The 21,929-nt window shown below is 43.9% G+C and carries 23 protein-coding genes and 4 tRNA genes; 18 read left to right on the forward strand and 9 right to left on the reverse strand.

All coding sequences use genetic code 11. The annotated features are described in order from the left end of the window. The first annotated feature begins 31 nt into the window (after positions 1 to 31). The 6 genes from aroB to trpS all read left to right on the forward strand — a co-directional run bounded on the left by aroB (position 32) and on the right by trpS (position 6,158). Positions 32 to 1,120, forward strand: coding sequence for a 3-dehydroquinate synthase (gene aroB / locus MHN79_RS09605; RefSeq protein WP_239172706.1), 1,089 nt, complete (start codon positions 32 to 34; stop codon positions 1,118 to 1,120). Positions 1,121 to 1,162: 42 nt separating this feature from the next. Continuing rightward, positions 1,163 to 2,656 (forward strand): AAA family ATPase, encoded by a 1,494-nt coding sequence (locus MHN79_RS09610; RefSeq protein WP_239172707.1) that lies wholly within the window; start codon positions 1,163 to 1,165, stop codon positions 2,654 to 2,656. A 71-nt stretch (positions 2,657 to 2,727) separates the two neighbouring features. After that, entirely contained in the window at positions 2,728 to 3,555 is an 828-nt protein-coding gene (locus tag MHN79_RS09615; protein ID WP_239172708.1) for a Dam family site-specific DNA-(adenine-N6)-methyltransferase, read from the forward strand. 114 nt (positions 3,556 to 3,669) lie between these two features. Further along, positions 3,670 to 4,341, forward strand: a complete 672-nt coding sequence (rpe, locus tag MHN79_RS09620; RefSeq protein ID WP_239172709.1) for a ribulose-phosphate 3-epimerase — start codon at positions 3,670 to 3,672, stop codon at positions 4,339 to 4,341. A gap of 4 nt (positions 4,342 to 4,345) precedes the next feature. Then, positions 4,346 to 5,032 (forward strand): phosphoglycolate phosphatase, encoded by a 687-nt coding sequence (locus tag MHN79_RS09625; protein WP_239172710.1) that lies wholly within the window; start codon positions 4,346 to 4,348, stop codon positions 5,030 to 5,032. Between the two features lie 109 nt (positions 5,033 to 5,141). Next, positions 5,142 to 6,158 carry a tryptophan--tRNA ligase gene (trpS, locus tag MHN79_RS09630; RefSeq protein ID WP_239172711.1) on the forward strand — a complete coding sequence of 339 codons (1,017 nt, stop codon included), beginning with the start codon at positions 5,142 to 5,144 and terminating at the stop codon, positions 6,156 to 6,158. A 69-nt stretch (positions 6,159 to 6,227) separates the two neighbouring features. Here the strand turns inward: trpS and trmL are convergent, their stop codons facing one another. The 4 genes from trmL to MHN79_RS09650 all read right to left on the reverse strand — a co-directional run bounded on the left by trmL (position 6,228) and on the right by MHN79_RS09650 (position 9,546). After that, entirely contained in the window at positions 6,228 to 6,704 is a 477-nt protein-coding gene (gene trmL, locus MHN79_RS09635) for a tRNA (uridine(34)/cytosine(34)/5-carboxymethylaminomethyluridine(34)-2'-O)-methyltransferase TrmL (protein ID WP_239172712.1), read from the reverse strand. Positions 6,705 to 6,785: 81 nt separating this feature from the next. Further along, positions 6,786 to 7,403 carry a superoxide dismutase gene (locus MHN79_RS09640; RefSeq protein WP_239172713.1) on the reverse strand — a complete coding sequence of 206 codons (618 nt, stop codon included), beginning with the start codon at positions 7,401 to 7,403 and terminating at the stop codon, positions 6,786 to 6,788. 74 nt (positions 7,404 to 7,477) lie between these two features. After that, complete coding sequence (gene cpxA / locus MHN79_RS09645; RefSeq protein WP_239172714.1) at positions 7,478 to 8,860, reverse strand: envelope stress sensor histidine kinase CpxA; 1,383 nt, start codon at positions 8,858 to 8,860, stop codon at positions 7,478 to 7,480. Continuing rightward, positions 8,860 to 9,546, reverse strand: a complete 687-nt coding sequence (locus tag MHN79_RS09650) for a response regulator (RefSeq protein WP_239172715.1) — start codon at positions 9,544 to 9,546, stop codon at positions 8,860 to 8,862. The genes cpxA and MHN79_RS09650 overlap by 1 nt, the downstream gene beginning before the upstream one ends. A 182-nt stretch (positions 9,547 to 9,728) precedes the next feature. Here MHN79_RS09650 and MHN79_RS09655 point away from each other — a divergent pair, with 182 nt between their 5' ends. The 3 genes from MHN79_RS09655 (at position 9,729) to pfkA (ending at position 12,496) form a co-directional block, all read left to right on the forward strand. Next, positions 9,729 to 10,226, forward strand: coding sequence for a CpxP family protein (locus tag MHN79_RS09655; protein WP_239172716.1), 498 nt, complete (start codon positions 9,729 to 9,731; stop codon positions 10,224 to 10,226). A 117-nt stretch (positions 10,227 to 10,343) separates the two neighbouring features. Then, entirely contained in the window at positions 10,344 to 11,252 is a 909-nt protein-coding gene (gene fieF, locus MHN79_RS09660; RefSeq protein ID WP_239172717.1) for a CDF family cation-efflux transporter FieF, read from the forward strand. 281 nt (positions 11,253 to 11,533) lie between these two features. Beyond that, positions 11,534 to 12,496: a 6-phosphofructokinase gene (pfkA, locus tag MHN79_RS09665; protein ID WP_152429388.1), complete on the forward strand. Its 963-nt coding sequence runs from the start codon at positions 11,534 to 11,536 to the stop codon at positions 12,494 to 12,496. 55 nt (positions 12,497 to 12,551) lie between these two features. Here the strand turns inward: pfkA and MHN79_RS09670 are convergent, their stop codons facing one another. Continuing rightward, positions 12,552 to 13,874, reverse strand: coding sequence for an anaerobic C4-dicarboxylate transporter (locus MHN79_RS09670; RefSeq protein WP_239172718.1), 1,323 nt, complete (start codon positions 13,872 to 13,874; stop codon positions 12,552 to 12,554). A 157-nt stretch (positions 13,875 to 14,031) separates the two neighbouring features. Beyond that, positions 14,032 to 15,054 (reverse strand): EF-P beta-lysylation protein EpmB, encoded by a 1,023-nt coding sequence (gene epmB / locus MHN79_RS09675; RefSeq protein WP_239172719.1) that lies wholly within the window; start codon positions 15,052 to 15,054, stop codon positions 14,032 to 14,034. A gap of 33 nt (positions 15,055 to 15,087) precedes the next feature. Here epmB and efp point away from each other — a divergent pair, with 33 nt between their 5' ends. The 3 genes from efp to rraA all read left to right on the forward strand — a co-directional run bounded on the left by efp (position 15,088) and on the right by rraA (position 17,283). Continuing rightward, positions 15,088 to 15,654 carry an elongation factor P gene (gene efp / locus MHN79_RS09680; protein WP_114788056.1) on the forward strand — a complete coding sequence of 189 codons (567 nt, stop codon included), beginning with the start codon at positions 15,088 to 15,090 and terminating at the stop codon, positions 15,652 to 15,654. Positions 15,655 to 15,770: 116 nt separating this feature from the next. Then, on the forward strand, positions 15,771 to 16,688 hold the full coding sequence (locus MHN79_RS09685; RefSeq protein ID WP_239172720.1) for a 1,4-dihydroxy-2-naphthoate polyprenyltransferase: 918 nt from the start codon (positions 15,771 to 15,773) through the stop codon (positions 16,686 to 16,688). A 76-nt stretch (positions 16,689 to 16,764) separates the two neighbouring features. Continuing rightward, positions 16,765 to 17,283, forward strand: coding sequence for a ribonuclease E activity regulator RraA (rraA, locus tag MHN79_RS09690; RefSeq protein WP_152429393.1), 519 nt, complete (start codon positions 16,765 to 16,767; stop codon positions 17,281 to 17,283). A 12-nt stretch (positions 17,284 to 17,295) separates the two neighbouring features. Here the strand turns inward: rraA and MHN79_RS09695 are convergent, their stop codons facing one another. Next, complete coding sequence (locus tag MHN79_RS09695; RefSeq protein WP_239172721.1) at positions 17,296 to 18,648, reverse strand: MATE family efflux transporter; 1,353 nt, start codon at positions 18,646 to 18,648, stop codon at positions 17,296 to 17,298. Between the two features lie 107 nt (positions 18,649 to 18,755). Continuing rightward, positions 18,756 to 19,526 (reverse strand): triose-phosphate isomerase, encoded by a 771-nt coding sequence (gene tpiA / locus MHN79_RS09700; protein WP_239172722.1) that lies wholly within the window; start codon positions 19,524 to 19,526, stop codon positions 18,756 to 18,758. 250 nt (positions 19,527 to 19,776) lie between these two features. Between tpiA and MHN79_RS09705 the strand changes: the two genes are divergently transcribed. Further along, positions 19,777 to 20,124 (forward strand): 5-carboxymethyl-2-hydroxymuconate Delta-isomerase, encoded by a 348-nt coding sequence (locus tag MHN79_RS09705; RefSeq protein WP_239172723.1) that lies wholly within the window; start codon positions 19,777 to 19,779, stop codon positions 20,122 to 20,124. Positions 20,125 to 20,162: 38 nt separating this feature from the next. On the opposite strand, the gene coaA is transcribed toward MHN79_RS09705, so the two are convergent. Further along, a complete protein-coding gene (gene coaA, locus MHN79_RS09710) occupies positions 20,163 to 21,086 on the reverse strand; it encodes a type I pantothenate kinase (protein WP_114788062.1) in 924 nt (307 codons plus the stop codon). Positions 21,087 to 21,294: 208 nt separating this feature from the next. Here coaA and MHN79_RS09715 point away from each other — a divergent pair. From MHN79_RS09715 to MHN79_RS09735, 5 genes are all read left to right on the forward strand, one after another. Further along, positions 21,295 to 21,370: transfer RNA gene (locus MHN79_RS09715), tRNA-Thr, on the forward strand. A 35-nt stretch (positions 21,371 to 21,405) separates the two neighbouring features. Continuing rightward, positions 21,406 to 21,490, forward strand: a tRNA-Tyr gene (locus MHN79_RS09720). A 35-nt stretch (positions 21,491 to 21,525) separates the two neighbouring features. Next, positions 21,526 to 21,600, forward strand: a tRNA-Gly gene (locus MHN79_RS09725). Positions 21,601 to 21,612: 12 nt separating this feature from the next. Then, positions 21,613 to 21,688: transfer RNA gene (locus tag MHN79_RS09730), tRNA-Thr, on the forward strand. A 103-nt stretch (positions 21,689 to 21,791) separates the two neighbouring features. Continuing rightward, positions 21,792 to 21,929, forward strand: a 138-nt coding sequence (locus MHN79_RS09735; RefSeq protein ID WP_239172727.1) for a GTP-binding protein, incomplete at its 3' end; no start/stop codon positions are given.

The following is a 21,929-nucleotide window of genomic DNA, read 5'->3' on the forward strand; positions in this document are numbered from 1 at the left end:
TACGTTAAATATTAGCAACTGGAGAATACCCATGGAAAGGATTACGGTCAGCTTAGGTGAGCGTAGCTATCCAATTTCAATTGGCGCCGGATTATTTAGTGATCCGGCCCACCTTTCATTTTTATCTGCCAAACAAAAAGTGGTTGTGATCACTAACGTCACGGTTGCACCATTATATGCACATAAAATACTAACTCTTCTTGAACACCTTGGCTGTGAGGCATCAGTGCTTGAATTGCCTGATGGTGAGCAATATAAATCACTGGATACCTTCAATACTGTCATGAGCTATTTGCTCGAAGGTAATTATGCTCGTGACGTGGTGGTAATTGCTCTTGGTGGTGGGGTTATTGGTGATCTTGTTGGATTTTCGGCAGCCTGTTATCAACGTGGCGTTGATTTTATCCAGATCCCGACGACTCTGCTATCTCAAGTCGATTCATCTGTTGGCGGCAAAACTGCAGTCAATCATAAGTTAGGCAAAAATATGATAGGTGCTTTCTATCAGCCTAAATCCGTTATTATAGATACTGATTGTCTGAAGACTTTACCAGCGAGAGAGTTTGCTGCAGGTATTGCTGAAGTGATTAAATACGGGATTATCTACGACGAGGCATTTTTTGTCTGGTTGGAAGATAACCTTGACGACTTATATGCGTTAGATGAGCAAGCTCTGACCTATGCGATTTCACGTTGTTGCCAAATCAAAGCTGAGGTGGTTGCAAAGGACGAAAAAGAATCCGGTATTCGCGCCTTGCTTAATCTTGGCCATACATTTGGCCATGCGATTGAGGCTGAATTAGGTTATGGTAAGTGGCTCCATGGTGAGGCGGTGTCTTCCGGTACCTTGATGGCGGCGAAAACAGCTGAGCTGCAAGGGCTTATTACACCACAGCAAGTGGAGCGAATTCTCTCTATACTAGAAAAAGCACAATTACCTGTGCATACACCAGACACCATGACTTTTGACGACTTCATGAAACACATGATGCGTGACAAGAAAGTACTTTCTGGTGAGCTGCGTTTAGTGTTACCTACTGGAATTGGTAGCGCCGAAGTTGTGAAAGGTGTGCCTGAATCGATTATTCGACAAGCGATCGATTTTTGTCGCGATATTTGAGTTGTTTGCTTTAGACAGTAGGCTGTCATTAGGATGGTTTGAATGAGTTTGACGCATGAATCCCGTGTGTTGGAGTTAGATACTCAAGTAGAATTGCTTGAGCGCATGCAATTGCTAACCAATTTTGGTTCTAATTTGGTCACGGTTGGTGGTGTGCCTGGTGCAGGTAAATCATGGTTAGCCCAACGTTATTTGGAAGCTTGGGCGTCGGATAAAAACCAATCTTTGTTGATGTGTCATCCTAATCAGGATGACCAGCAACGCAGAACCATGGTTTTGACTCAGCTTTTTTCTGAGCCGATGTTTGACCCTACTGACCCTTTAACTGATAGCTTTTCTCGCCAAATAGGCGAAGAGGGCTGTGATGTTGTTATCGTTATCGATGACGCTCAGCAGTTGAAGGAGTCGTTTGTTTCAGAGTTATGGATGTTGGTTCTTGAGGCACAGGACAAACCCAGTTGGACAATCAATGTGGTATTGTTTGCTCAATCTAATTCGCTTGACGTACTGTTGACGCGTTTGAGTTATGGCCAAGATCACAAGCCCATAGATTTAGAAATAGATCCATTGACTCAGGATGAAGCCGACCGCTTTTTTGAACACCTTGTGATTCGTTTTGTCGAAGATGAAAGGGAAAAGCGTGTACGTAACGCATATCGGACTGTTGCCCTTCGGCCGGGCGACATTATGGCTTTAGGGGACCATAAAGTGGAAAAAAGGATTATTATCCGTTCAATCATTGGCTCACCAATGAATATCGCTCTGTTAGTCATCACTCTATTTCTTCTCATTGGAGGAGGATATTGGTGGCTTATGATACAGCCTTCGCCCGAAGATAAGATGCATCAAGTTGAAGACAATCAGGATAAGACAGTACTTCCAGCCTCGCCTGTTAATACTGAAGCTGATACATCATTGTCTAATATTGATACCGATAAGAGCAGTGACGTGGACAGCGCAGTAATTTCTGCAGAGGATGATTCTCAGGCGCTACCGCCTAAAGTGACAGAGCAAACCTCTAGTGTCGGTAGTGGTCAAGATGGGCAACAGCGTGTTGTGATCACATCAGATGTGGTTGATGCTCTGATAGAAGGTAAACCTGAAAAGGCCAGCACAGCTGAAAATCAAAATGTGGTGAGTAAATCTGGTATTCGTATTTTGCCAGCCCAAACAGAAAATGCTCCTGTTGCTATTGTATCTGAACCAGAAAAGCCCGTTAAACCTGCTGTTTCCTTTTCATTTACTAAGGATGAGCTAAAGAATTTTTCTGTGCGCAGCTACACATTGCAACTAGCCGCTGTTCAGTCTTTAGAAGAAGTACAAGAATTTCTGGATAAACATAAGCTAGCAGGGAGTGTATATATCTATCCAACAGTGCGAAACGGCGCGGATTGGTACATCATCACTTACCAAAACTACCCAACAATTCAAGTTGCTAGAGATGCCGTGGAGTCCTTGCCTGCCGATATACAGCAGCTAGATCCTTGGGCTAAGTCACTTAGTCAGGTACATAGAGAAATCGATCGAGTGAAATAACGCTGAGCCGAGATGGAAAATATGTTACATTTCGCAGCCTTAATTTTTGTTTGATTGATTTAGAGCATTAGATGAAGAAGCAGCGCGCCTTTCTCAAATGGGCTGGTGGAAAATACGGTTTAGTTGAAGATATCCAGCGGTACTTACCAGAAGGTCGTAAGCTAGTGGAACCTTTTGTTGGAGCAGGGTCAGTGTTTCTTAACACTGACTATGACCACTATTTTCTTGCCGATATCAATCCAGACCTGATTAACCTTTACAACTTGTTGAAAGAGAGGCCACAAGAGTATATCTCAGAAGCTAAGCGCTGGTTCGTGGCTGAAAACAATCGCAAAGATGCGTATCTGTCGATACGAGCTGAGTTTAATGGTACAGATGATGTTATGTATCGTTCCTTGGCTTTTTTATACATGAATCGATTCGGTTTTAATGGTTTGTGCCGCTACAACAAAAAAGGCGGTTTTAATGTCCCGTTTGGCTCGTATAAAAAACCATATTTTCCCGAAGCGGAATTGGAGTTTTTTGCTAGTAAATCGAAAAAAGCCACCTTCGTTTGTGAAAGCTATCCAGAGACATTTAGGCGTGCCCGTAAGGGAAGTGTAGTTTATTGTGATCCACCTTACGCGCCGCTATCGACCACAGCAAACTTCACTTCTTATGCTGGAAATGGATTCACTCTGGATGATCAAGCTGCTCTGGCTGATGTGGCGGAAAAAGCGGCCGAAGAACGTCATATTCCAGTATTAATCTCCAATCACGATACAACCTTAACTCGTCGTCTCTACCATGGGGCAGAGCTCAATGTCGTCAAAGTGAAGCGTACGATTAGCCGTAATGGAGCAGGACGAAATAAAGTCGACGAGCTACTGGCTTTGTTTAAACCCAGTGATCCTGATTAAATCCAATCACCTTGAGAACATTTCTCTCATCTAAGCTATCTTATGTATCTTTGCTTGGGTAGAATGTGCTCAAATGGTCTTTTGGGTTTACCTACATTCAAACAGAGGTCTGGTATGAAAGATTTTCTTATTGCTCCCTCCATTTTATCTGCTGATATGGCACGTCTTGGTGAGGACGTTGACAAAGTCCTCGCTGCAGGGGCAGATGTGGTTCACTTTGATGTGATGGATAATCATTACGTACCTAACCTAACTTTTGGCGCCCCTATTTGCCAAGCATTGCGTGATTACGGTATTACTGCGCCCATCGATGTGCATTTGATGGTAAAGCCTGTTGACCGCATTATTCCAGATTTTGCCAAAGCAGGAGCTTCTATGATTACCTTTCATGTCGAAGCTTCTGAGCATGTTGACCGCACCTTACAGCTTATCAAAGAGCATGGATGTAAAGCAGGGGTTGTGCTAAACCCAGCCACACCACTTTCTCACCTGGAATATATCATGGATAAGCTGGATATGATTTTGCTTATGTCAGTTAATCCTGGTTTTGGTGGGCAATCATTTATCCCGAAAACGCTTGATAAACTCAAAGCGGTGCGTCGCCTAATCGATCAGTCTGGACGCGATATTCGGTTAGAAATTGATGGTGGGGTTAAGGTCGAAAATATCAAAGAAATTGCTCAAGCGGGCGCGGACATGTTTGTTGCAGGTTCGGCGATTTTTAATCAACCAGATTATAAGCAAGTGATTGATCAAATGCGTGAAGAGTTAGCAAAGGTAAGATAGTTAGATGAGTAATATAAAATTGATCGCGTTTGATCTTGATGGCACTTTACTTGATAGTGTGCCAGATCTTGCTGTAGCAGCTGATCAGACCGTGCAAGCCCTTGGTTTTCCTCGTGTTACCGAAGAGCAAGTGCGTGACTACGTTGGTAATGGTGCCGATGTGCTTATCGCGAGAGCCTTGAGCGCTAGTATTGAAGTTAACCCCGATTTAGATCCTGATCTCCAAACTAAGGCTCGTCAGCTATTTGATGATTATTATGAGAAAACTGGACATCAACTGAGTCACTTGTACGCAAAAGTTAGCCAAACCCTCGAGCAGCTTCATCAAGCAGGGTTTGTAATGGCTTTAGTGACCAATAAGCCGTCTAAGTTTGTTCCTGAGGTGCTTAACAAGCATAAAATTGATATGTTTTTTGCTGAGATCATTGGTGGTGACACTTTCCCAGATAAGAAGCCCAATCCCATGGCTCTTAACTGGTTACTTGAGAAGTATGAGTTACAGCCAGAGCAGATGTTGATGGTCGGAGATTCAAAAAATGATATTTTGGCCGCAAAAAATGCTGGCTGCTTATCATTTGGACTTACCTATGGTTACAATCATGGTGAGCCAATCTCGGACTCAAAGCCTGACTTTGTATCTGATTGCATTGCTGATTTGCTCGATGTTGCTCAGGTTTGTCCGCAGTTGTAACAAAAGATCTTCCAAAATACTCGTTAATGAGTACACTGAGTACGCCGCGTGGTAGACAAGCTATGCGGTTTTTTCATTTTTTAGATTAAGAAGTCAAGGAATCATTCTCATGAGCAAGCCCATTGTATTGAGTGGTGTTCAACCCTCAGGTGAACTAAGTATCGGTAACTACTTGGGTGCTCTACGTCAGTGGCAACAGATGCAAGACGATTATGATTGCCAATACTGTGTGGTTGACCTTCATGCGATTACGGTTCGCCAGGACCCTAAAGCACTGCATGAAGCGACTCTAGATGCATTGGCGATTTGTCTGGCTGTTGGTGTTGATCCACAAAAGAGCACGCTATTTGTTCAATCTCATGTACCAGAGCATGCGCAATTGGGCTGGCTTCTTAATTGTTACACCCAGATGGGAGAGCTGAGCCGAATGACTCAGTTTAAAGACAAATCTGCTCGATATGCCAATGATGTTAATGCGGGTTTATTTGGTTATCCTGTTCTGATGGCGGCAGACATTTTACTGTATGGTGCCCACCAAGTACCTGTGGGTAACGATCAGAAGCAGCACCTAGAGTTGGCCCGTGATATCGCAACTCGCTTTAACAACATTTATGCGCCAGATGCGCCGATTTTCACTGTACCTGAGCCTTATATTCCCACAGTGAATGCACGTGTTATGAGTTTGCAAGATGCCACCAAGAAAATGTCTAAATCAGACGATAACCGCAAAAATGTCATCACTCTTTTAGAAGAGCCTAAATCGATCCTCAAAAAGATAAATAAGGCTCAAACCGACACGGAAACGCCGCCACGTATTGTGCATGATTGGGATAACAAAGCGGGTATCTCTAACCTAATGGGACTATACTCAGCGGCAACGGGTATGAGCTTTGAAGAAATTGAAGCGCAATATAAAGGCGTTGAAATGTATGGTCCGTTCAAGAAAGATGTTGGTGAAGCCATTGTCGCTATGCTTGAGCCTATTCAGGCTGAATACCGACGCATTCGTGAAGATCGCGCTTATATGGATAGTGTGATGAAGCAAGGAGCAGAAAAGGCTTCGGCTCGTGCGGCGCAAACTTTAAGTAAGGTCTATCAAGCCGTCGGTTTTGTTGCTCGTCCATAATAGGATGAGTTAACACTCAATTTGCAAACGGACTCTTATGAGTCCGTTTTTTATTCTGGTGATGTGAGTTTATTGGGCGCCTGCAAAGTCCATTTGACGCCAAGCTTCAAAGGCTATGATAGCAACCGCGTTAGATAAGTTTAAGCTACGAGCATCTGGCATCATGGGAATGCGGATCCTTTGTTCCATTGGCATGCTTTCGATGAGCTGTGCAGGTAAGCCCCGAGTCTCAGGGCCAAACAACAGCACATCACCTTTGATAAATTGTGCATCGACATGGTGACCCGTTGTTTTTGTTGTACAGGCAAAAATACGGTAGGTGTCACGTGTTGTTTCAAGATAATCAACGAACGCTTGATAATCTTTATGTCGGGTCACACGTGCAAGGTCGTGGTAGTCTAAGCCGGCGCGACGTACTTTTTTTTCGTCCAAATCAAAACCAAGCGGCTCAATAAGATGAAGGTTAGCACCACAATTGGCACATAAGCGGATGATGTTACCAGTATTTGGAGCAATTTCTGGTTCATAGAGAGCGATGTCAAACATGTTCTTGGTTGTGTTCTTGGTGATTGAGGAGAGAAATTATAAGGCGGCTTATCATCGCCGCCAAGTGCGCAGAGAGTTTTGCTATTTATTCTCGGCAAGAGCTAGGGCGTAATTTTCGCTAACAGCATTCCAATTGACGACATTCCACCATGCATCAATGTACTCTGGTCGGCGGTTTTGGTAACTGATGTAGTAGGCATGCTCCCACACATCGAGGGCTAAAATAGGCTCACCTTGTTCAACTGCTACATCCATTAGAGGATTATCCTGATTGCTCGTTGACGTGATCTTCAGTTTTCCATCTTTTACGATCAACCAAGCAAACCCTGACCCAAAAGTATTGATAGCGGCTTGCGCAAACAATTGCTGGAAGTTTTCAAAGCTATCAAAGGTTGAATTGATGTCATCGGCCAGTTTACCGCTAGGCTTTCCACCACCGTTTGGCGCCATGCAATTCCAATATAAGATGTGATTGTAGTAGCCGCCACCATTATTACGAACTGCTGGAGAATGCTGGGAGATATTAGCAAAGATATCATCCAATTTTGTTGACTCCAATTCAGTCCCTGATACTGCGGTAACAAACTTGTCGAAATATGTTCTGTGATGCTTGCTGTAATGCACTTCCATGGTTTTGGCGTCTATGTAAGGTTCGAGTGAATCATAAGCGTAGGGAAGTTCTGGAAAAGTGTGGGACATAGTCAATTCTCCTTAATTGGGAGTGTATAGACTAAATGATAATGAGATTCATTATCAACTATGATTTTGTAGGGTTATTTCCCCTCGAGCGGCAGAATGATTTCCATACACAACCCGCCAAGACTGCTGCGTTTCGCCGTTATACTGCCACTGTGCTGGCGAATAGCACTCTCTGTAATGGCAAGACCAAGTCCGGTCCCGCCACTGTGGCGATCTCGTGCAGTAGAAACACGATAAAAGGGCCGGAATATTGCTTCTAACTCATGTTCAGCAACGCCTTCTCCATTGTCATCAACAATAATCGTTAGCTGGTCATTGTCGAGTTTGAAGGCCACTTTTATTAAGTCCTGACTGTAGTGAATGGCATTTCGCACTATATTATCGAGCGCACTCATCAAAAGTTTAGGGTTGCCTGAGATATGCCTCTCAGGAATGTGAGTGTAAGTAAGAGACTTATTCATTTGCTCGGCTTCAAACTGAGCATCTGATAGGATAGCCTCCCATAAACTGCTAAGAGGCTGAACTTCTCGCGCCACATGGCTGTCTAGCTGCATGCGTGATAGATCCAATAGTTCGCCTATCATTTGTTCGAGCCGCTGAGCTTCCGTATCAATGCGATTAAGCTCAGGACTATCCCCTTGTTTTCGTGACACTAAAGCGCTTGCCATTCTCAGACGTGTGAGAGGAGAGCGTAATTCATGCGAGATATCAGACAGCAGCCTCTGTTGCCCCGAAACCATTTGATTCACCGCTTCCACCATTTGGTTGAAGCTTTTGCCCGCTTGTCGAAACTCAGTTGTACCTTTCTCAAGCTCTGGGTCGACACAAAACTCACCTTTGGCAACGCGTTTAGCTGCTCGTTCAAGCTTTCGTGCCGGTTGACTGAGTGCCCATGCTAACCAAAGTAGTAAAGGTGTGCTGACGAGCATGACGGCAAACAATAATTGGAAGGGTTTGTCGAATAGCCGCAGCATAAAGGGTGGCGGTTGATTCCATTTGACGCCGACATAAAGTAGGAGATCATTCTCAGCCAGTGTTATGGGCAAAGGCCCCGCGACCATATAATGGCCATATAGCCGTTGCTTGGGCTTTGCGGGATCTTCAATACTGGTAATGAAATTTTGCACTGCTTTTAGCTTAAAATCTTTACGATTTTGAGTGGTTAAAATATTGCCATCGAGATCGGTGAGCACGAAACGCGGTCTAGGTTCTCGATTAGAGCGGCGTGGTCTTTCTAGTTGAAAAATAATTTGCCTAAGATCTCTCTCATTAGCAAAGCGCTGTTCAATTTTTTGTTTCGCTTCGATGAGCTTTGCATAATGCGCCGCTGGGATATCTCTTGAACGCCTAGGATCTAAGTGAGGCAGAGAGAGCACCGCTACGAGCACCAAAAACATGGTGAACCAGAAGATAGCGAAAATACGCCCGTAAAGGCTAGTGATCCTAGGTAAACGCATCAGTCTTCCTCAACAAAAAGATAACCACGTCCTCGCAGCGTTTTGATGCGCGGTTTCCCATTTTGCTTTTCGGGAAGTTTTTTGCGTAGGTTGGATACATGCATATCGATGGCACGATCAAAAGCTGCGAGACGTTTTCCAAGTACATCTAAACTCAGCGTTTCTTTGGTGAGTGTTTCCCCTGGGTGCTGAACAAAATGGCTTAGAAGAGCAAACTCGGTGGTGGTGAGCTCAAGGTAGGCTTCCTGACAATAAGCTTCCTGTTTTCCGGGAAATACTTTGATATCTTGATACTCAATGCAGTCAATATTTTTGCTACTGGACTTTGATTGGGTGCGACGCAAAATAGCGCGTATGCGCGCGAGAAGTTCGCGATCACTAAACGGCTTTGGTAGATAGTCGTCGGCGCCAAGTTCAAGACCTATCACTCTGTCTATCTCGTCTCCTTTAGCGGTTAGCATTAACACTGGCGTTTCCCAGTGTTCGCGCAGACGCTTGAGTGTCTCGACGCCATTGAGCTTGGGCATCATCACATCCAAAAGTACCAAATCCACATCTTTGTCGATGGCCTCGAGTCCTGCTTCACCATCATTAGCTTCAGATACGTGATAGCCTTCTAGTGTTAAGACCTCTTTTAGTAAGCCAGTAAGCTCAGTGTCATCATCAATCAACAAAATATGTGTCATGCAACCAGCCTCAGTTATCCCCTTTCCTTAATAGTACTGATTAATTGAGTTGAGATTTAGTTTAATCTTGCCTCTTTACGATTTTTTACTCTACCTAGACGTCACTTTACGTTGTGCTTTCTATGCTAGATGTAGCGCTGTCAGACAGCAGAGTTTACTTCTTTAGTCGGAAAGGTTTGAATATGAAAAAAGTAACAAAGATAGTTTTAGCCACGATTGTGCTGCCATTAACGCTTAGCTCGGCCAATGTTCTTGCTAGCGGCGGCAAAGAGCATGGTAGACAAGATCATAAAGCGTCGCTACTTGATCGGAGCTTGATACGTAAACTGGATTTAACCCAAGAACAGCAAGCTCAGCTTAAGCAATTGCGCGAAACAATGAAAAAGGACTTAAAAGGCCAATATCAAGAAAGTTTTGCTGAGCACCAAGCTGAAAGACAAGCTAATAGAGAAAAAATGCAAGCTTTGGTACTGGCAGAATCATTTGATAAAGATGCTGCCAATGAATTGGCTAGAGCCATGATTGAGCAACAGACCGAGCATAAAGTGAACATGCTGGAAAAACAGCATCAAATGTTAAGTGTTTTGACGCCAGAGCAAAAAGCCAAATACGCAGAGCTGTTAAAAGAGCGTGATAACACGCGTGCTCAAAAGCGTCAGGAGCGCTTAACGAAAAATTGATCCTGATTTTTATATTGAGTACTCATATCGGCGGCCGTTGGCCGTCTTTTTTGTTTCATTTTTATTCAACTCATGACGCGTTATACTTAAGACAATGTTTTTTCGAGTCTTTACTTTATGAAACACGAATACGCACGTTTAGTAACCCTAGCTGCTTGGACGGCAACAATCGTTGCGACTCTGTTACTTATTGTCAAGCTGGCGGCATGGTGGGTAACGGGGTCGGTAAGTTTGTTGGCTTCTTTGATTGATTCCATGCTTGATATAGCGGCTTCTTTAGTTAATTTAGTGGTGGTGAGATACTCACTTCAACCTGCTGACCGGGAGCATACTTTCGGCCATGGTAAGGCCGAGTCCCTGGCTGCGCTTGCTCAATCTATGTTTATTTCAGGATCTGCAGTGTTTCTCATCCTTAATGGTGTCGATCGCTTTTTCAGGCCTCATGCTCTCCAGTCCCCAGAGTATGGCGTTTATGTGAGTTTGTTTGCGATTGTGGTGACATTTGCATTAGTTCTTTTTCAAAAACATGTGGTTAAGAAAACAGGCAGCCAAGCTATAGCGGCAGATTCGCTTCATTACCAATCCGATTTATACATGAATGCGGCGATCATGTTAGCTTTAACCTTGAGTTGGTTTGGTGTTACTCAGGCAGACGCTGTGTTTGCAATTGGAATCGGTTTATACATTTTATATAGCGCAGTGCAGATGGTACGAGAAGCGACTCAAACCTTGTTAGATCGCAAACTACCGGATGATGAGCTTGAAGAGATAAAGCACCAGTGCCTCTCTGTGGAGGGCGTTTTAGGTGTGCATCAACTGCGAACTCGTATGTCTGGTCCCACGAGATTTATCCAGCTCCACCTTGAACTTGAGGATCAAATCCCCTTGATAGAAGCGCACCGAATTTCAGATACGGTTGAACACAAGTTGCTGGAGTGTTTTCCTCATGCCGATGTGTTGATCCATCAAGATCCATATTCTGTAGTGCTTGGGCCTGAAAAAGAGCAAAAAGTTCGCGACTGGTAACAATCGCTTCTTGAATAGGTGTGGTTTATTTTGCATGCTGATTATCTTTTCAGCACAGAGATAATTTGCAGCTATCCTGATATGTATCAAATCTTTGTTCGAGTCAAACTGTAATACTTTTACATAAGTAGAAAACTTACCTATTTTAGTGCAAATAAAAGTAGTATTCCTTGGGCTTCAAGGTAACATATTGCGCAAATAAACGGGTCTTGTCAGTAATGACTAATGAAATTTGCTGACGTAAAAGTTGAAATAAGATTCCCAAAAAATTGAGGGTGAGCATGATTAAAAAGATCGGTGTTTTGACAAGCGGCGGTGATGCACCGGGCATGAACGCAGCAGTTCGTGGTGTGGTGCGCACAGCGCTATCGGAAGGTTTAGAGGTCTATGGTGTTCAAGACGGTTATCTTGGTCTGTATGAGAACAGAATTGAGAAACTTGATCGTTCTAGTGTCTCTGATGTGATCAATAAAGGCGGAACTTTCCTCGGCTCTGCACGTTTCCCTGAGTTTAAAGAAGTTGCTGTTAGAGAGAAAGCCATAGAAAACCTGCAAAAACATGGCATAGAAGCTCTCGTAGTTGTTGGTGGTGATGGCTCTTATATGGGCGCTAAAAAGCTTACCGAAATGGGATACCCATGTGTCGGCTTACCAGGAACAATCGATAATGATATAGCAGGAACGGATTACACGATCGGTTATCTAACCGCACTCAATACTGTTATTGATGCTATTGATCGTCTTCGTGATACATCTTCATCACACCAACGTATTTCAATAGTTGAAATCATGGGACGCCACTGTGGTGATCTGACTCTAATGTCTGCTATTGCTGGTGGATGCGAATACATCATTACACCAGAAACGGGCTTGGACAAAGAAAAGCTCATCAACAACATTCAAGATGGCATTAAGAAGGGCAAGAAGCACGCAATTATTGCCTTGACTGAGCTTATGATGGACGCAAATGAGTTAGCTAAAGAGATTGAGCAAGCCACGGGACGAGAGACTAGAGCGACTGTTCTTGGTCACATTCAACGTGGTGGTCGCCCAACAGCCTTTGATCGCGTTTTAGCGTCACGTATGGGTAACTATGCTGTGCACTTATTGATGGAAGGACAGGGCGGACGTTGTGTTGGTATCCAAAAAGAGCAGCTTGTTCATCATGATATCATTGACGCAATTGAAAATATGAAGCGCCCAGTTCGTGAAGACCTTTATCAGGTCGCTGAAGAGTTATTCTAAGCTTTCATAAGCGTTTATAAAGGCCAGTGTTAGTCACTGGCCTCTTTTATTGCGCTTAGTTTACAACCATGGTTGAGAGAATATAAGCTACTGTTGTCGCTGTACTCACGCCGATGAAACCAGGCAAGAGGAAGCTATGGTTTAAAACGTACTTGCCTATTCGAGTCGTGCCTGAGCGATCAAAGGTAATGGCGGCTAAATCGCTGGGGTAAAAAGGGAAGAAGAAATACGCATAACATGCGGGTAACACACCAACGAGGACTGGGGTCGGAATGCCCATCGAAAATCCTAAAGGCAGCATTATGGTGAGTACCGCAGCCTGACTTTTTAAAAATATGGACACCACAAACATGGCAATTGCAAAGGTCCAAGGGTGCGCTGCGACTATTTCACTGACTAGGCTGATCAGATAAGGTTTATGGAAGCTAATTATGGTGTCACTCATCCAAGCGATACCAAAAATTATCACCACAGCCGTCATACCAGCGATAAAGACGTTGCAGTGAACAATTTTTTTTGGCTCAGCTTTGGTTGCCAGTAAAATAATAGCGCCAATTGACAGCATTAAAAACTGGATAGCGACTGACATTTTCACGCCTTCAGGCAGCAGGGAAAGGTCATGACCAAACATGGCCACAAAGACAACCACCACAATACCCGCTAAGAAAATAGTTAGGCCTCTTTTCGCTTGTTTACCAATTTCGCTTTGATTGTCTTGTTGATCGCTATCGATAAGTTGTGCTTTAAACTCAGGATCGCTGCAGCGCTGGATAAACTCGTTATCTTGGTCGAGATCTTTGCCGCGTTTTAGACTCCATGAACAACCAGCTAATACACCGATAAGAGTAGCGGGAATGGTGACAGCGAGGACATGACCAAGGCTGATTGCTAGGTGATTATCTGCGGCGGTAGCCATGACAACGGCAGCAGCTGCTGCAATAGGGCTAGCAGTAATGCCCATTTGTGACGCAACGGAAGCCATAGCCATAGGGCGCTCGGGACGAATGCCCTTTTTATATGCAACATCATAGATGACAGGAAGAAGGGGATAAACGGAATGTCCTGTTCCAACCAAAACCGTTAGCGAGTAGGTGCAGAGCGGGCCCAAGAAGACAATTTGGTTGGGATGTTTTCTAAGTAAGCGCTCGGCAAATCTTACAAGTAGTTGTAACCCTCCTGTTGCCTCAAGCGTGGCCGATGCAGCAACGACGGCTAGTATGATTAACATTACGCTAATTGGCGGTGTACCCGGAGCAATACCAAACACAAATGCGAGTATTGAAACGCCAAGCCCACCGAGTAGACCAAAGGCAATTCCTCCGTGGCGTATACCAATGAAGATAATGGTTAACAACAGGATCATGTGAAAGTAAAACATAATCATTCCTAATGGGTTGTTGAAATTTTCTTCAATGCTAATCAAAATTCTCGACTCAAAAAAGTGAATTGACACCTTTGTCAGACTCCGCAAGGTATCAATACTCTTTTCTTTGTTTCGAATCAAAATAGTGGTTAAAAACTCACCTTGAGTTCATCTATTCAAGGTGGAGGTCAAGAGGTGTTTTACTGGTTCTTCCGCCAATTTCTCTGGTTAATTTCGGCACCAAGTAGCCAGATACTTTTTCAATCACGCCGGACATGATAGCTCTTGCTTTATCATCAGAGATATAGAAGTGCGCAGCCCCTTGAACTTTATCCAGAACATGCATGTAGTATGGAAGTACGCCAGCATCGAAAAGTGTTTCGCTTAATGACACTTGGGTTTCAATCTCATCATTGACTCCTTTGAGCATCACGCCTTGGTTGAGCAAAGTCACCCCAGCACTGCGTAGGTCATTGAGTGCTAATTTTAAATCCTGATTTATTTCATTAGGGTGATTAATATGGGTGACCAAAATAACCTGTAAGCGTGTCGCTGAGAGAGTTTCTCTTAGCGCAAGGGTTATTCGCTCTGGGATCACAACAGGTAAACGAGTATGAATACGTAGTCGTTTGATGTGCGAAATAGCGCTAATATTTTCAATCAGCCAATCTAGTTCTTGGTCTTTTGCCATCAGAGGATCGCCGCCAGATAGGATCACCTCGTTCAGCTCTGGGTGATCTTGGATATAGGCCAGACTTTGCATCCAAACTGATTTACTGCCTTTGTTTTCATCATAGGGAAAATGGCGCCGGAAACAGTAACGACAGTTAATCGCGCAGCCTCCTTTGAGGATCATTAGAACCCGATTGCGATATTTGTGCAACAGCCCGGGTACGGCGTTATCTTGCTCTTTGAGCGGATCATTTGAGTAATCTGAGTGAATTTCAAATTCTTCCTCTAAAGGTAAAACTTGGCGCAGCAGAGGATCAAAGGGATTTCCTTTTTCCATTCTATCAACAAAGCTAAGCGGTACCCGCTGCGCAAAGAGCTTTCGAGCGGCAAAACCCTTCTGCCACGGAGAGGGATCAATCTCAAGAATCTTAAGCAGTTTTTCGGGATCTGAGATCCCATTCGCTAGTTGTTTGATCCAGTTTTGCTCAACAGAATCAAGTTTTCGGGTTATGATGTGCGACATTAAATTTAACTCGAAGAATGGTAAGAGGAAAAAATGGCTACTGTTAGCACAAATGAATTCAAAGGCGGTCTTAAAATTATGCTTGATAATGAGCCTTGTGTCATTCTCGAAAACGAGTATGTCAAACCAGGTAAAGGTCAAGCATTTAACCGTGTTAAAATCCGTAAACTGCTTTCAGGTAAAGTTCTAGAGAAAACATTTAAATCTGGCGACACGGTTGAAGTCGCTGATGTCATGGATATTGATCTAGATTACTTGTACAACGATGGTGAATTCTACCACTTTATGAACAACGAAACATTCGAACAGCTAGCCGCAGATAAAAAAGCGGTCGGCGATAACGCGAAATGGCTGGTTGAGAATGACACTTGTATGCTAACCCTTTGGAACAGCAACCCGATTGTCGTTACTCCACCAAACTTTGTTGAACTTGAAGTGACAGATACTGATCCTGGTCTAAAGGGTGATACTCAAGGTACTGGAGGTAAACCTGCTACTTTGTCTACAGGCGCTGTAGTTCGAGTTCCTCTGTTTATTTCTATTGGTGAAGTGATTAAAGTAGACACTCGTTCTGGTGAATACGTAGGCCGCGTTAAGTAACCCTATCCAGTTCATTGAACCTATGTAAAGGCCACGATGAGTGGCCTTTATTGTATTTACTTAAACTTTGATGTATCACAATTGTTGTTATTCACAATGACGATAAACTAGTGAGCATGAAACAGTCTTTATCTATATGGCTAGACGCCGCTCGTCCGAAAACGCTCCCACTTGCGTTAGTGTCTATATTAACGGGAAGTGTACTTGCGTATTCTACTCATCAAGCTTCCATTTTGATCACCATACTTGCGTTTATCACTGCAACCTTATTGCAAATATTGTCCAACTTGGCTAATGACTATGGTGATGCCCAAAAAGGAACCGATAATGCCAAGCGCCTTGGTCCGGTTCGCGCTATTCAATCTGGTGCCGTCACATCAGAAAGTATGAAAAAAGCGATTGTTATTAATCTCGTGATGACGATAGTGTCCGGTTTGACTCTGGTTTTATACGCCTTAGACAATTTGCATAATATTCTTCTATTCCTTGGTCTAGGTGTGCTGGCAATGGTTGCCGCAATCGCTTATACGGTCGGTAACAAACCGTATGGTTACGTGGGTTTGGGTGATATTTCTGTATTTATCTTTTTTGGTTTGCTTGGTGTAATGGGTACTTTCTTTCTGCATACAGGAACTATTACTCCCGCTTTGATATTGCCTGCAGTAGGTTGTGGCCTAATGGCAGTGGCAGTTTTAAATGTAAACAATATGCGTGACATAGAAAATGATCAGCAGTGTGGGAAAAAAACCATTGCGGTGAGGCTAGGTTGTCGAAAAGCCAAGCATTACCATGTCTTACTTTTGTCAGGTGCTTTTCTAGCATTTACCCTCTATCTGGTGCGCCAGCCAGTCTCTATCTGGCTGACACTGCCGTTTTTGTTAAGCGCAATGTTTGTATATAAGCATGGTAAGTTGATCTGGCTGGCACGACAGCCGATGCATATTGCACCTATGATGCCCATGATTGTGAAATGTTCACTAATTACTAATTTATTGTTTGCAGGAGTGGTTATAGCTCAAACTCTGGTCAGTTAATTGAGACTTGTCATTGCAATGACTTAATGTCGCTATATACTCGTTTGTGATGACTAACCGTATGGGAAGGAACACTATGGAATACAATACGTCGGCTTTATGTGACATTTACTCAGAACAAGTGGATGTGCTTGAGCCCATGTTTAGCAACTTTGGTGGCAGCGCTTCATTTGCAGGCCAGATCACTACAGTTAAGTGTTTTGAGGATAACGGTCTGATTCGAGAAGTATTAGAGCAAGATGGTTTAGGTCGTATTTTGCTCATTGATGGTGGTGGTTCGCTACGACGCGCACTCATTGACGCAGAGCTTGCCTCGATAGCAGAAGAAAATGAATGGGAAGGTATTCTTGTTTATGGCTGTGTACGCGAAGTTGACGAACTAGAAGATATGAGCCTAGGTATTCAAGCTTTAGCTTCAATCCCTGTTGGAGCAACATCTCAAGGTGTTGGTGAGGTAGACGTCGCGGTCAATTTTGGTGGCGTCACCTTCCTTCCAGAAGACTACCTTTATGCAGATAACACGGGCGTGATTATTTCTCAGGAGAGACTTGATGTTGATCTTGAGGTAGAGGAAGATGATTTACTAGCTAAGTAATCGTTTCTTTTATTACTGCTCTTGTATGGCCAATTGCAGATGCTGTCGCCTTAGCTGTAAGGCGTACAGGTACCCCAGTATTCCACCGATGATATTGCCAAGTGCAATCCCAATAAATATTCCCTCACTCCCCAGCCAATGACTTCCTAACCAAGCACTGGGTAGGACGAACACAAATAAACGCATAAAGCTCCATTGAAACGCTTTCAAGGGCTTGTGTAGAGCGTTGAGTCCGGAAATAAGTATCATGGCTATTCCCTGAAAGCCATAGCTAAATGGTACGACAAGTAAGTAGTGCCAGAGCAGATCTCTGACAGGCTGCTCTTGGGAAAAAAGCGATGACAGAGGAATGCTAAGCGGGATCATGGCGATGAATACGCCCATTTGAAAAACTAATGCAAAACGCATACTAATAAACACCCCAGCAAAGCTACGCTGATGTTTTTCTGCGCCTATATTTTGTGCGATGAAAGGAGTTAGGGCGGAAGAAAGTGCCATCAATACGATAATTAAAATAGACTCTAGCCGCTGAGCAGCTCCATAAGCAGCAACGGCAGCTGTCCCCTGACTGGAAATTAAAATCATCAATAGCGCGCCAGAAAGAGGGATCATAGCATTAGAGAGCGCCGCGGGAGTACCAATCTTCAGAATAAGCCTCACATCTTCAACAAGATATCCCATGTTTGGAAGTATGAGCATGCGTTCTCGCAGAGTAAGAATATACAAGGACCAAACACAGGCACCTAACCAACTGAGAGCGCTCGCGATGGCAGCGCCTTGGATGCCTAGCTCTGGGAAAGGTCCCCAGCCAAATATCAGTAGCGGATCCAATACACCGTTGATGATGCCGGCCAGTATCATAATTTTGGCAGGTGTTCTTGTGTCTCCTGTTGCGCGGATCACACTGTTACCTGCCATAGGAATGACGAGTAATGGAATGCTCAGATACCAGACAGTCATATATTTGTCTATTAGAGGCAATAGGTTATCAGAAGCACCTAAGAGTGAAAATAGAGGGTGAAGCGTTGCCAGCCCGATAGCGGATACTAGGGTAATTAGCGTGACTGCGAGCAAAAGACCGTGCGCTGCGAACCGTGCTGCATGAACAGTTTTTCCTTGTCCGAGTAAGTGGGCGATATTGGTTGATAAACCTACACCTATGCCCATGGTGATACAGTTAAGCGCGAATGTAACTGGGAAGGTATAGCTGATTGAAGCGAGTGCCTCAGTGCCTATTAAAGAAATGAAGAAAGTGTCCACAAGATTGAACATGAGAATCGACACCAGACCGAAGACCATCGGAATGGTCATTTGCCTGAGTACTTGGGGTATAGGGGCTGTTAAAAGGCCATACTTATCCTGCATCTCGAACAACGGCTCTAATGGACGAAAAGGCTAGGATACTTGATCGGCGGACAAGACACAAAAAAGGTCAGCAATCGCTGACCTTCATGCTCAAAATTAAGGCATTATTATGCTTTTGCTGCGGCGGCTGCTTTTGCAATCGCGGCGAAACTTTTAGCGTCAAGAGAGGCACCACCAACGAGAGCGCCATCAATGTCTGGCTGAGAGAAGTAAGCTTGGGCGTTCTCTGGTTTAACGCTACCACCGTATTGAATGATTACTTGTTCAGCAACAGCGGCACTTTTCTCTGCAATTAAAGCTCGGATTGAAGCATGGATACGCTGGGCATCTTCAGCCGTAGCTGCTTTGCCTGTACCGATAGCCCAGATTGGTTCATATGCGATAATCGCACCATTGAGCGCTTCAACGCCATAAGTGTCAATAACCGCATTGATTTGGCGAGCACAAACCGCTTCTGTTTCACCTGCTTCATTTTGAGCTTCTGACTCGCCAATACAAAATACTGGCTTGAGACCATTTTCTTTCAAAAAGTTAAACTTCTTGGCAATGAATTGATCAGACTCATTGTGATAATCACGTCGCTCAGAGTGACCGATAATGATGTGCGTTGCTCCAAAATCTTTGAGCATTTCAGGAGACATATCGCCTGTAAATGCGCCGCTGTTATTTAGGTCCGTATTTTGAGCACCTAGGATAATTTTGTTACCACCTTCTGCGATGAGCTTTTCCGCTAGGTCGATATAAAGTGCTGGTGGAGCGACGGCTACATCTACGCCTTCAAGACCGTTAAGTTCGGTGTTAAGGCCAGTCAGTAGCTCCTTTACCATAGCTTTGCTACCGTTAAGCTTCCAGTTACCCATGACTACAGGTCGACGCATAGGAATATCTCCGTATTTAATCAATTAATGTAAAAAATCTTCGTAAGAATATAACAGATAAACAGAGCGAGATCATGATTAGCATCATGTCTGTTCGTATTAGCTAAGTGATCTATCAGGCAGTTTGTATGCAACCAGATAGGAGTTTAGCGCATAACCTGCTAGGTTGAGCTGACCTTTGTAACAAGAGACAGCTCATGTGTTGATTCATTGCGCTGTCTCATGTTTGCATTATTTGCTAAGGAGCACCATGCCTAATTTAATCATGGAATATTCTCATCCTGTTGAGGATTTGGTTGATGTCAATCGACTTCTTAAAGCACTACATCAAGTGGCGCTTGAGTGTGACCTGTTTGAGCCAAACTCTGTAAAGTCACGTTCTCTTTGCTACCAGAATTGGCTTGTTGGGCAAACAGGAAGTAGTGCTGACTTTATACATATAAATTTTGATTTACTTGATGGTCGAACTCAGGAACAAAAAAAGCGCTTGTCGTGCGAGCTAATGAAGGTTTTGCAGCAAGAGGCCGGGCAAGTTCACAGCCTAACCATTAATATCCGTGATATGGATAAAGAGTGCTTTCTAAAAGTACTTAACTAGGGTTGTATCAATCTCAACCCCAGTAGAAAGCGGATGAGTTATTTACGCAATAGAATTTCTTCAACAGTGTGGTCTTGACCTTTCTTAAGGATAAGCTGAGCACGGCCTTTGGTTGGCAAAATATTCTCATCAAGATTAATGCCGTTAATTGAACGCCAAATTCTATGAGCTTCTTTTTCCGCTTCTTGTACACTTAGTTTGGTGTAATGACTGAAGAAAGAGCCTTGCTCAGTAAAGGCGCCTAAACGGAAATTGAGGAAACGCTCTACGTACCACTGCTCAATCACATCACTCTTAGCATCGACATAAAGAGAAAAATCAAGGAAGTCAGAAACAAACACTCTGTGCGGAGCATGCGGATAGTCCATTCCACTTTGCAGTACATTGAGGCCTTCAATAATAAGCACATCAGGGCGATCAACGACTTTTACATCTTCGGTGATGTCGTAGGTAATGTGCGAGTAGATAGGGACTTCTAGATTGGGTTTGCCAGCTTTAACGTCAGAAACGAATTCAATCAGGCGTTTAATGTCATAGGATTCAGGAAAACCTTTACGATGTAAAATCCCGTTTTCTTCGAGTACTTTTGTTGGGTAAAGGAAGCCATCGGTTGTCACAAGCTCGACTTTGGGGTGATTATCCCAACGCGAGAGCAACTCTTTGAGTAACCGGGCTGTGGTACTTTTCCCTACCGCGACACTTCCCGCGACACCAATAATAAAAGGCGGCGCTTTTTCTGAATTATCAAGAAAATTATTCAGAACAGAGTTACGACTTTGTCTTGCTGCAACGTAAAGATTCAGTAGACGAGAAAGTGGCAGGTATATCTCTACCGCCTCTTTCATGGATAACTTTTCGTTTACGCCTTGCAGCTCTATGAGATCACTCTCGGAAAGCGTCATCGGAACAGAGTTACGCAATTCTGCCCAATGTTGGCGAGTAAAAGAGAGATATGGCGACATAGTCTTCCTAACTGAGGTTCGCGATAAGGAGCTGCGAAAATACAACAAGCGAGCCTAATTGCCAAATATCAGGAGTAAAAATAATCTAACGACCTCATCTGGCTGTTTGATTTTTAGGCAAACAATCGCAAACCCAGTAAAAAACCATTTTTTTTTGATTTAGCTATTGCAAGCTTGCGTTTCCTTCAATAGAATGCGCACCACTTATGCCGACTTAGCTCAGTAGGTAGAGCAACTGACTTGTAATCAGTAGGTCACCAGTTCGATTCCGGTAGTCGGCACCATTTTAACTTTGATAGTTATTGTGGTTTGAAAATTTGGGGGGGTTCCCGAGTGGCCAAAGGGAGCAGACTGTAAATCTGCCGGCACTGCCTTCGATGGTTCGAATCCGTCCCCCCCCACCATATTCTTTAGGGAATAGCTCACAGAGTTACGTGTTGCGGGCATCGTATAATGGCTATTACCTCAGCCTTCCAAGCTGATGATGCGGGTTCGATTCCCGCTGCCCGCTCCACTCTTTTTGAGTGCTGATATAGCTCAGGTGGTAGAGCGCATCCTTGGTAAGGATGAGGTCGGCAGTTCGAGTCTGCCTATCAGCACCAGATCTGAAAGCAAACATTTCCTTTTGATATATACTTTATCACCAATACTTTTTGGTTGCGTGGTCATCAAAGCCACCTAAATCCGTACCTAGAGGGACAACTCATGTCTAAAGAAAAATTTGAACGTACGAAACCGCACGTAAACGTTGGTACTATCGGCCACGTTGACCACGGTAAAACAACTCTAACTGCTGCAATCTGTACTACTCTATCTAAAGTGTACGGCGGTGAAGCGAAAGAC

The sequence above is a fragment of the Vibrio sp. Of14-4 genome (assembly GCF_022347625.1).
GTDB lineage: Bacteria > Pseudomonadota > Gammaproteobacteria > Enterobacterales > Vibrionaceae > Vibrio > Vibrio pristinus.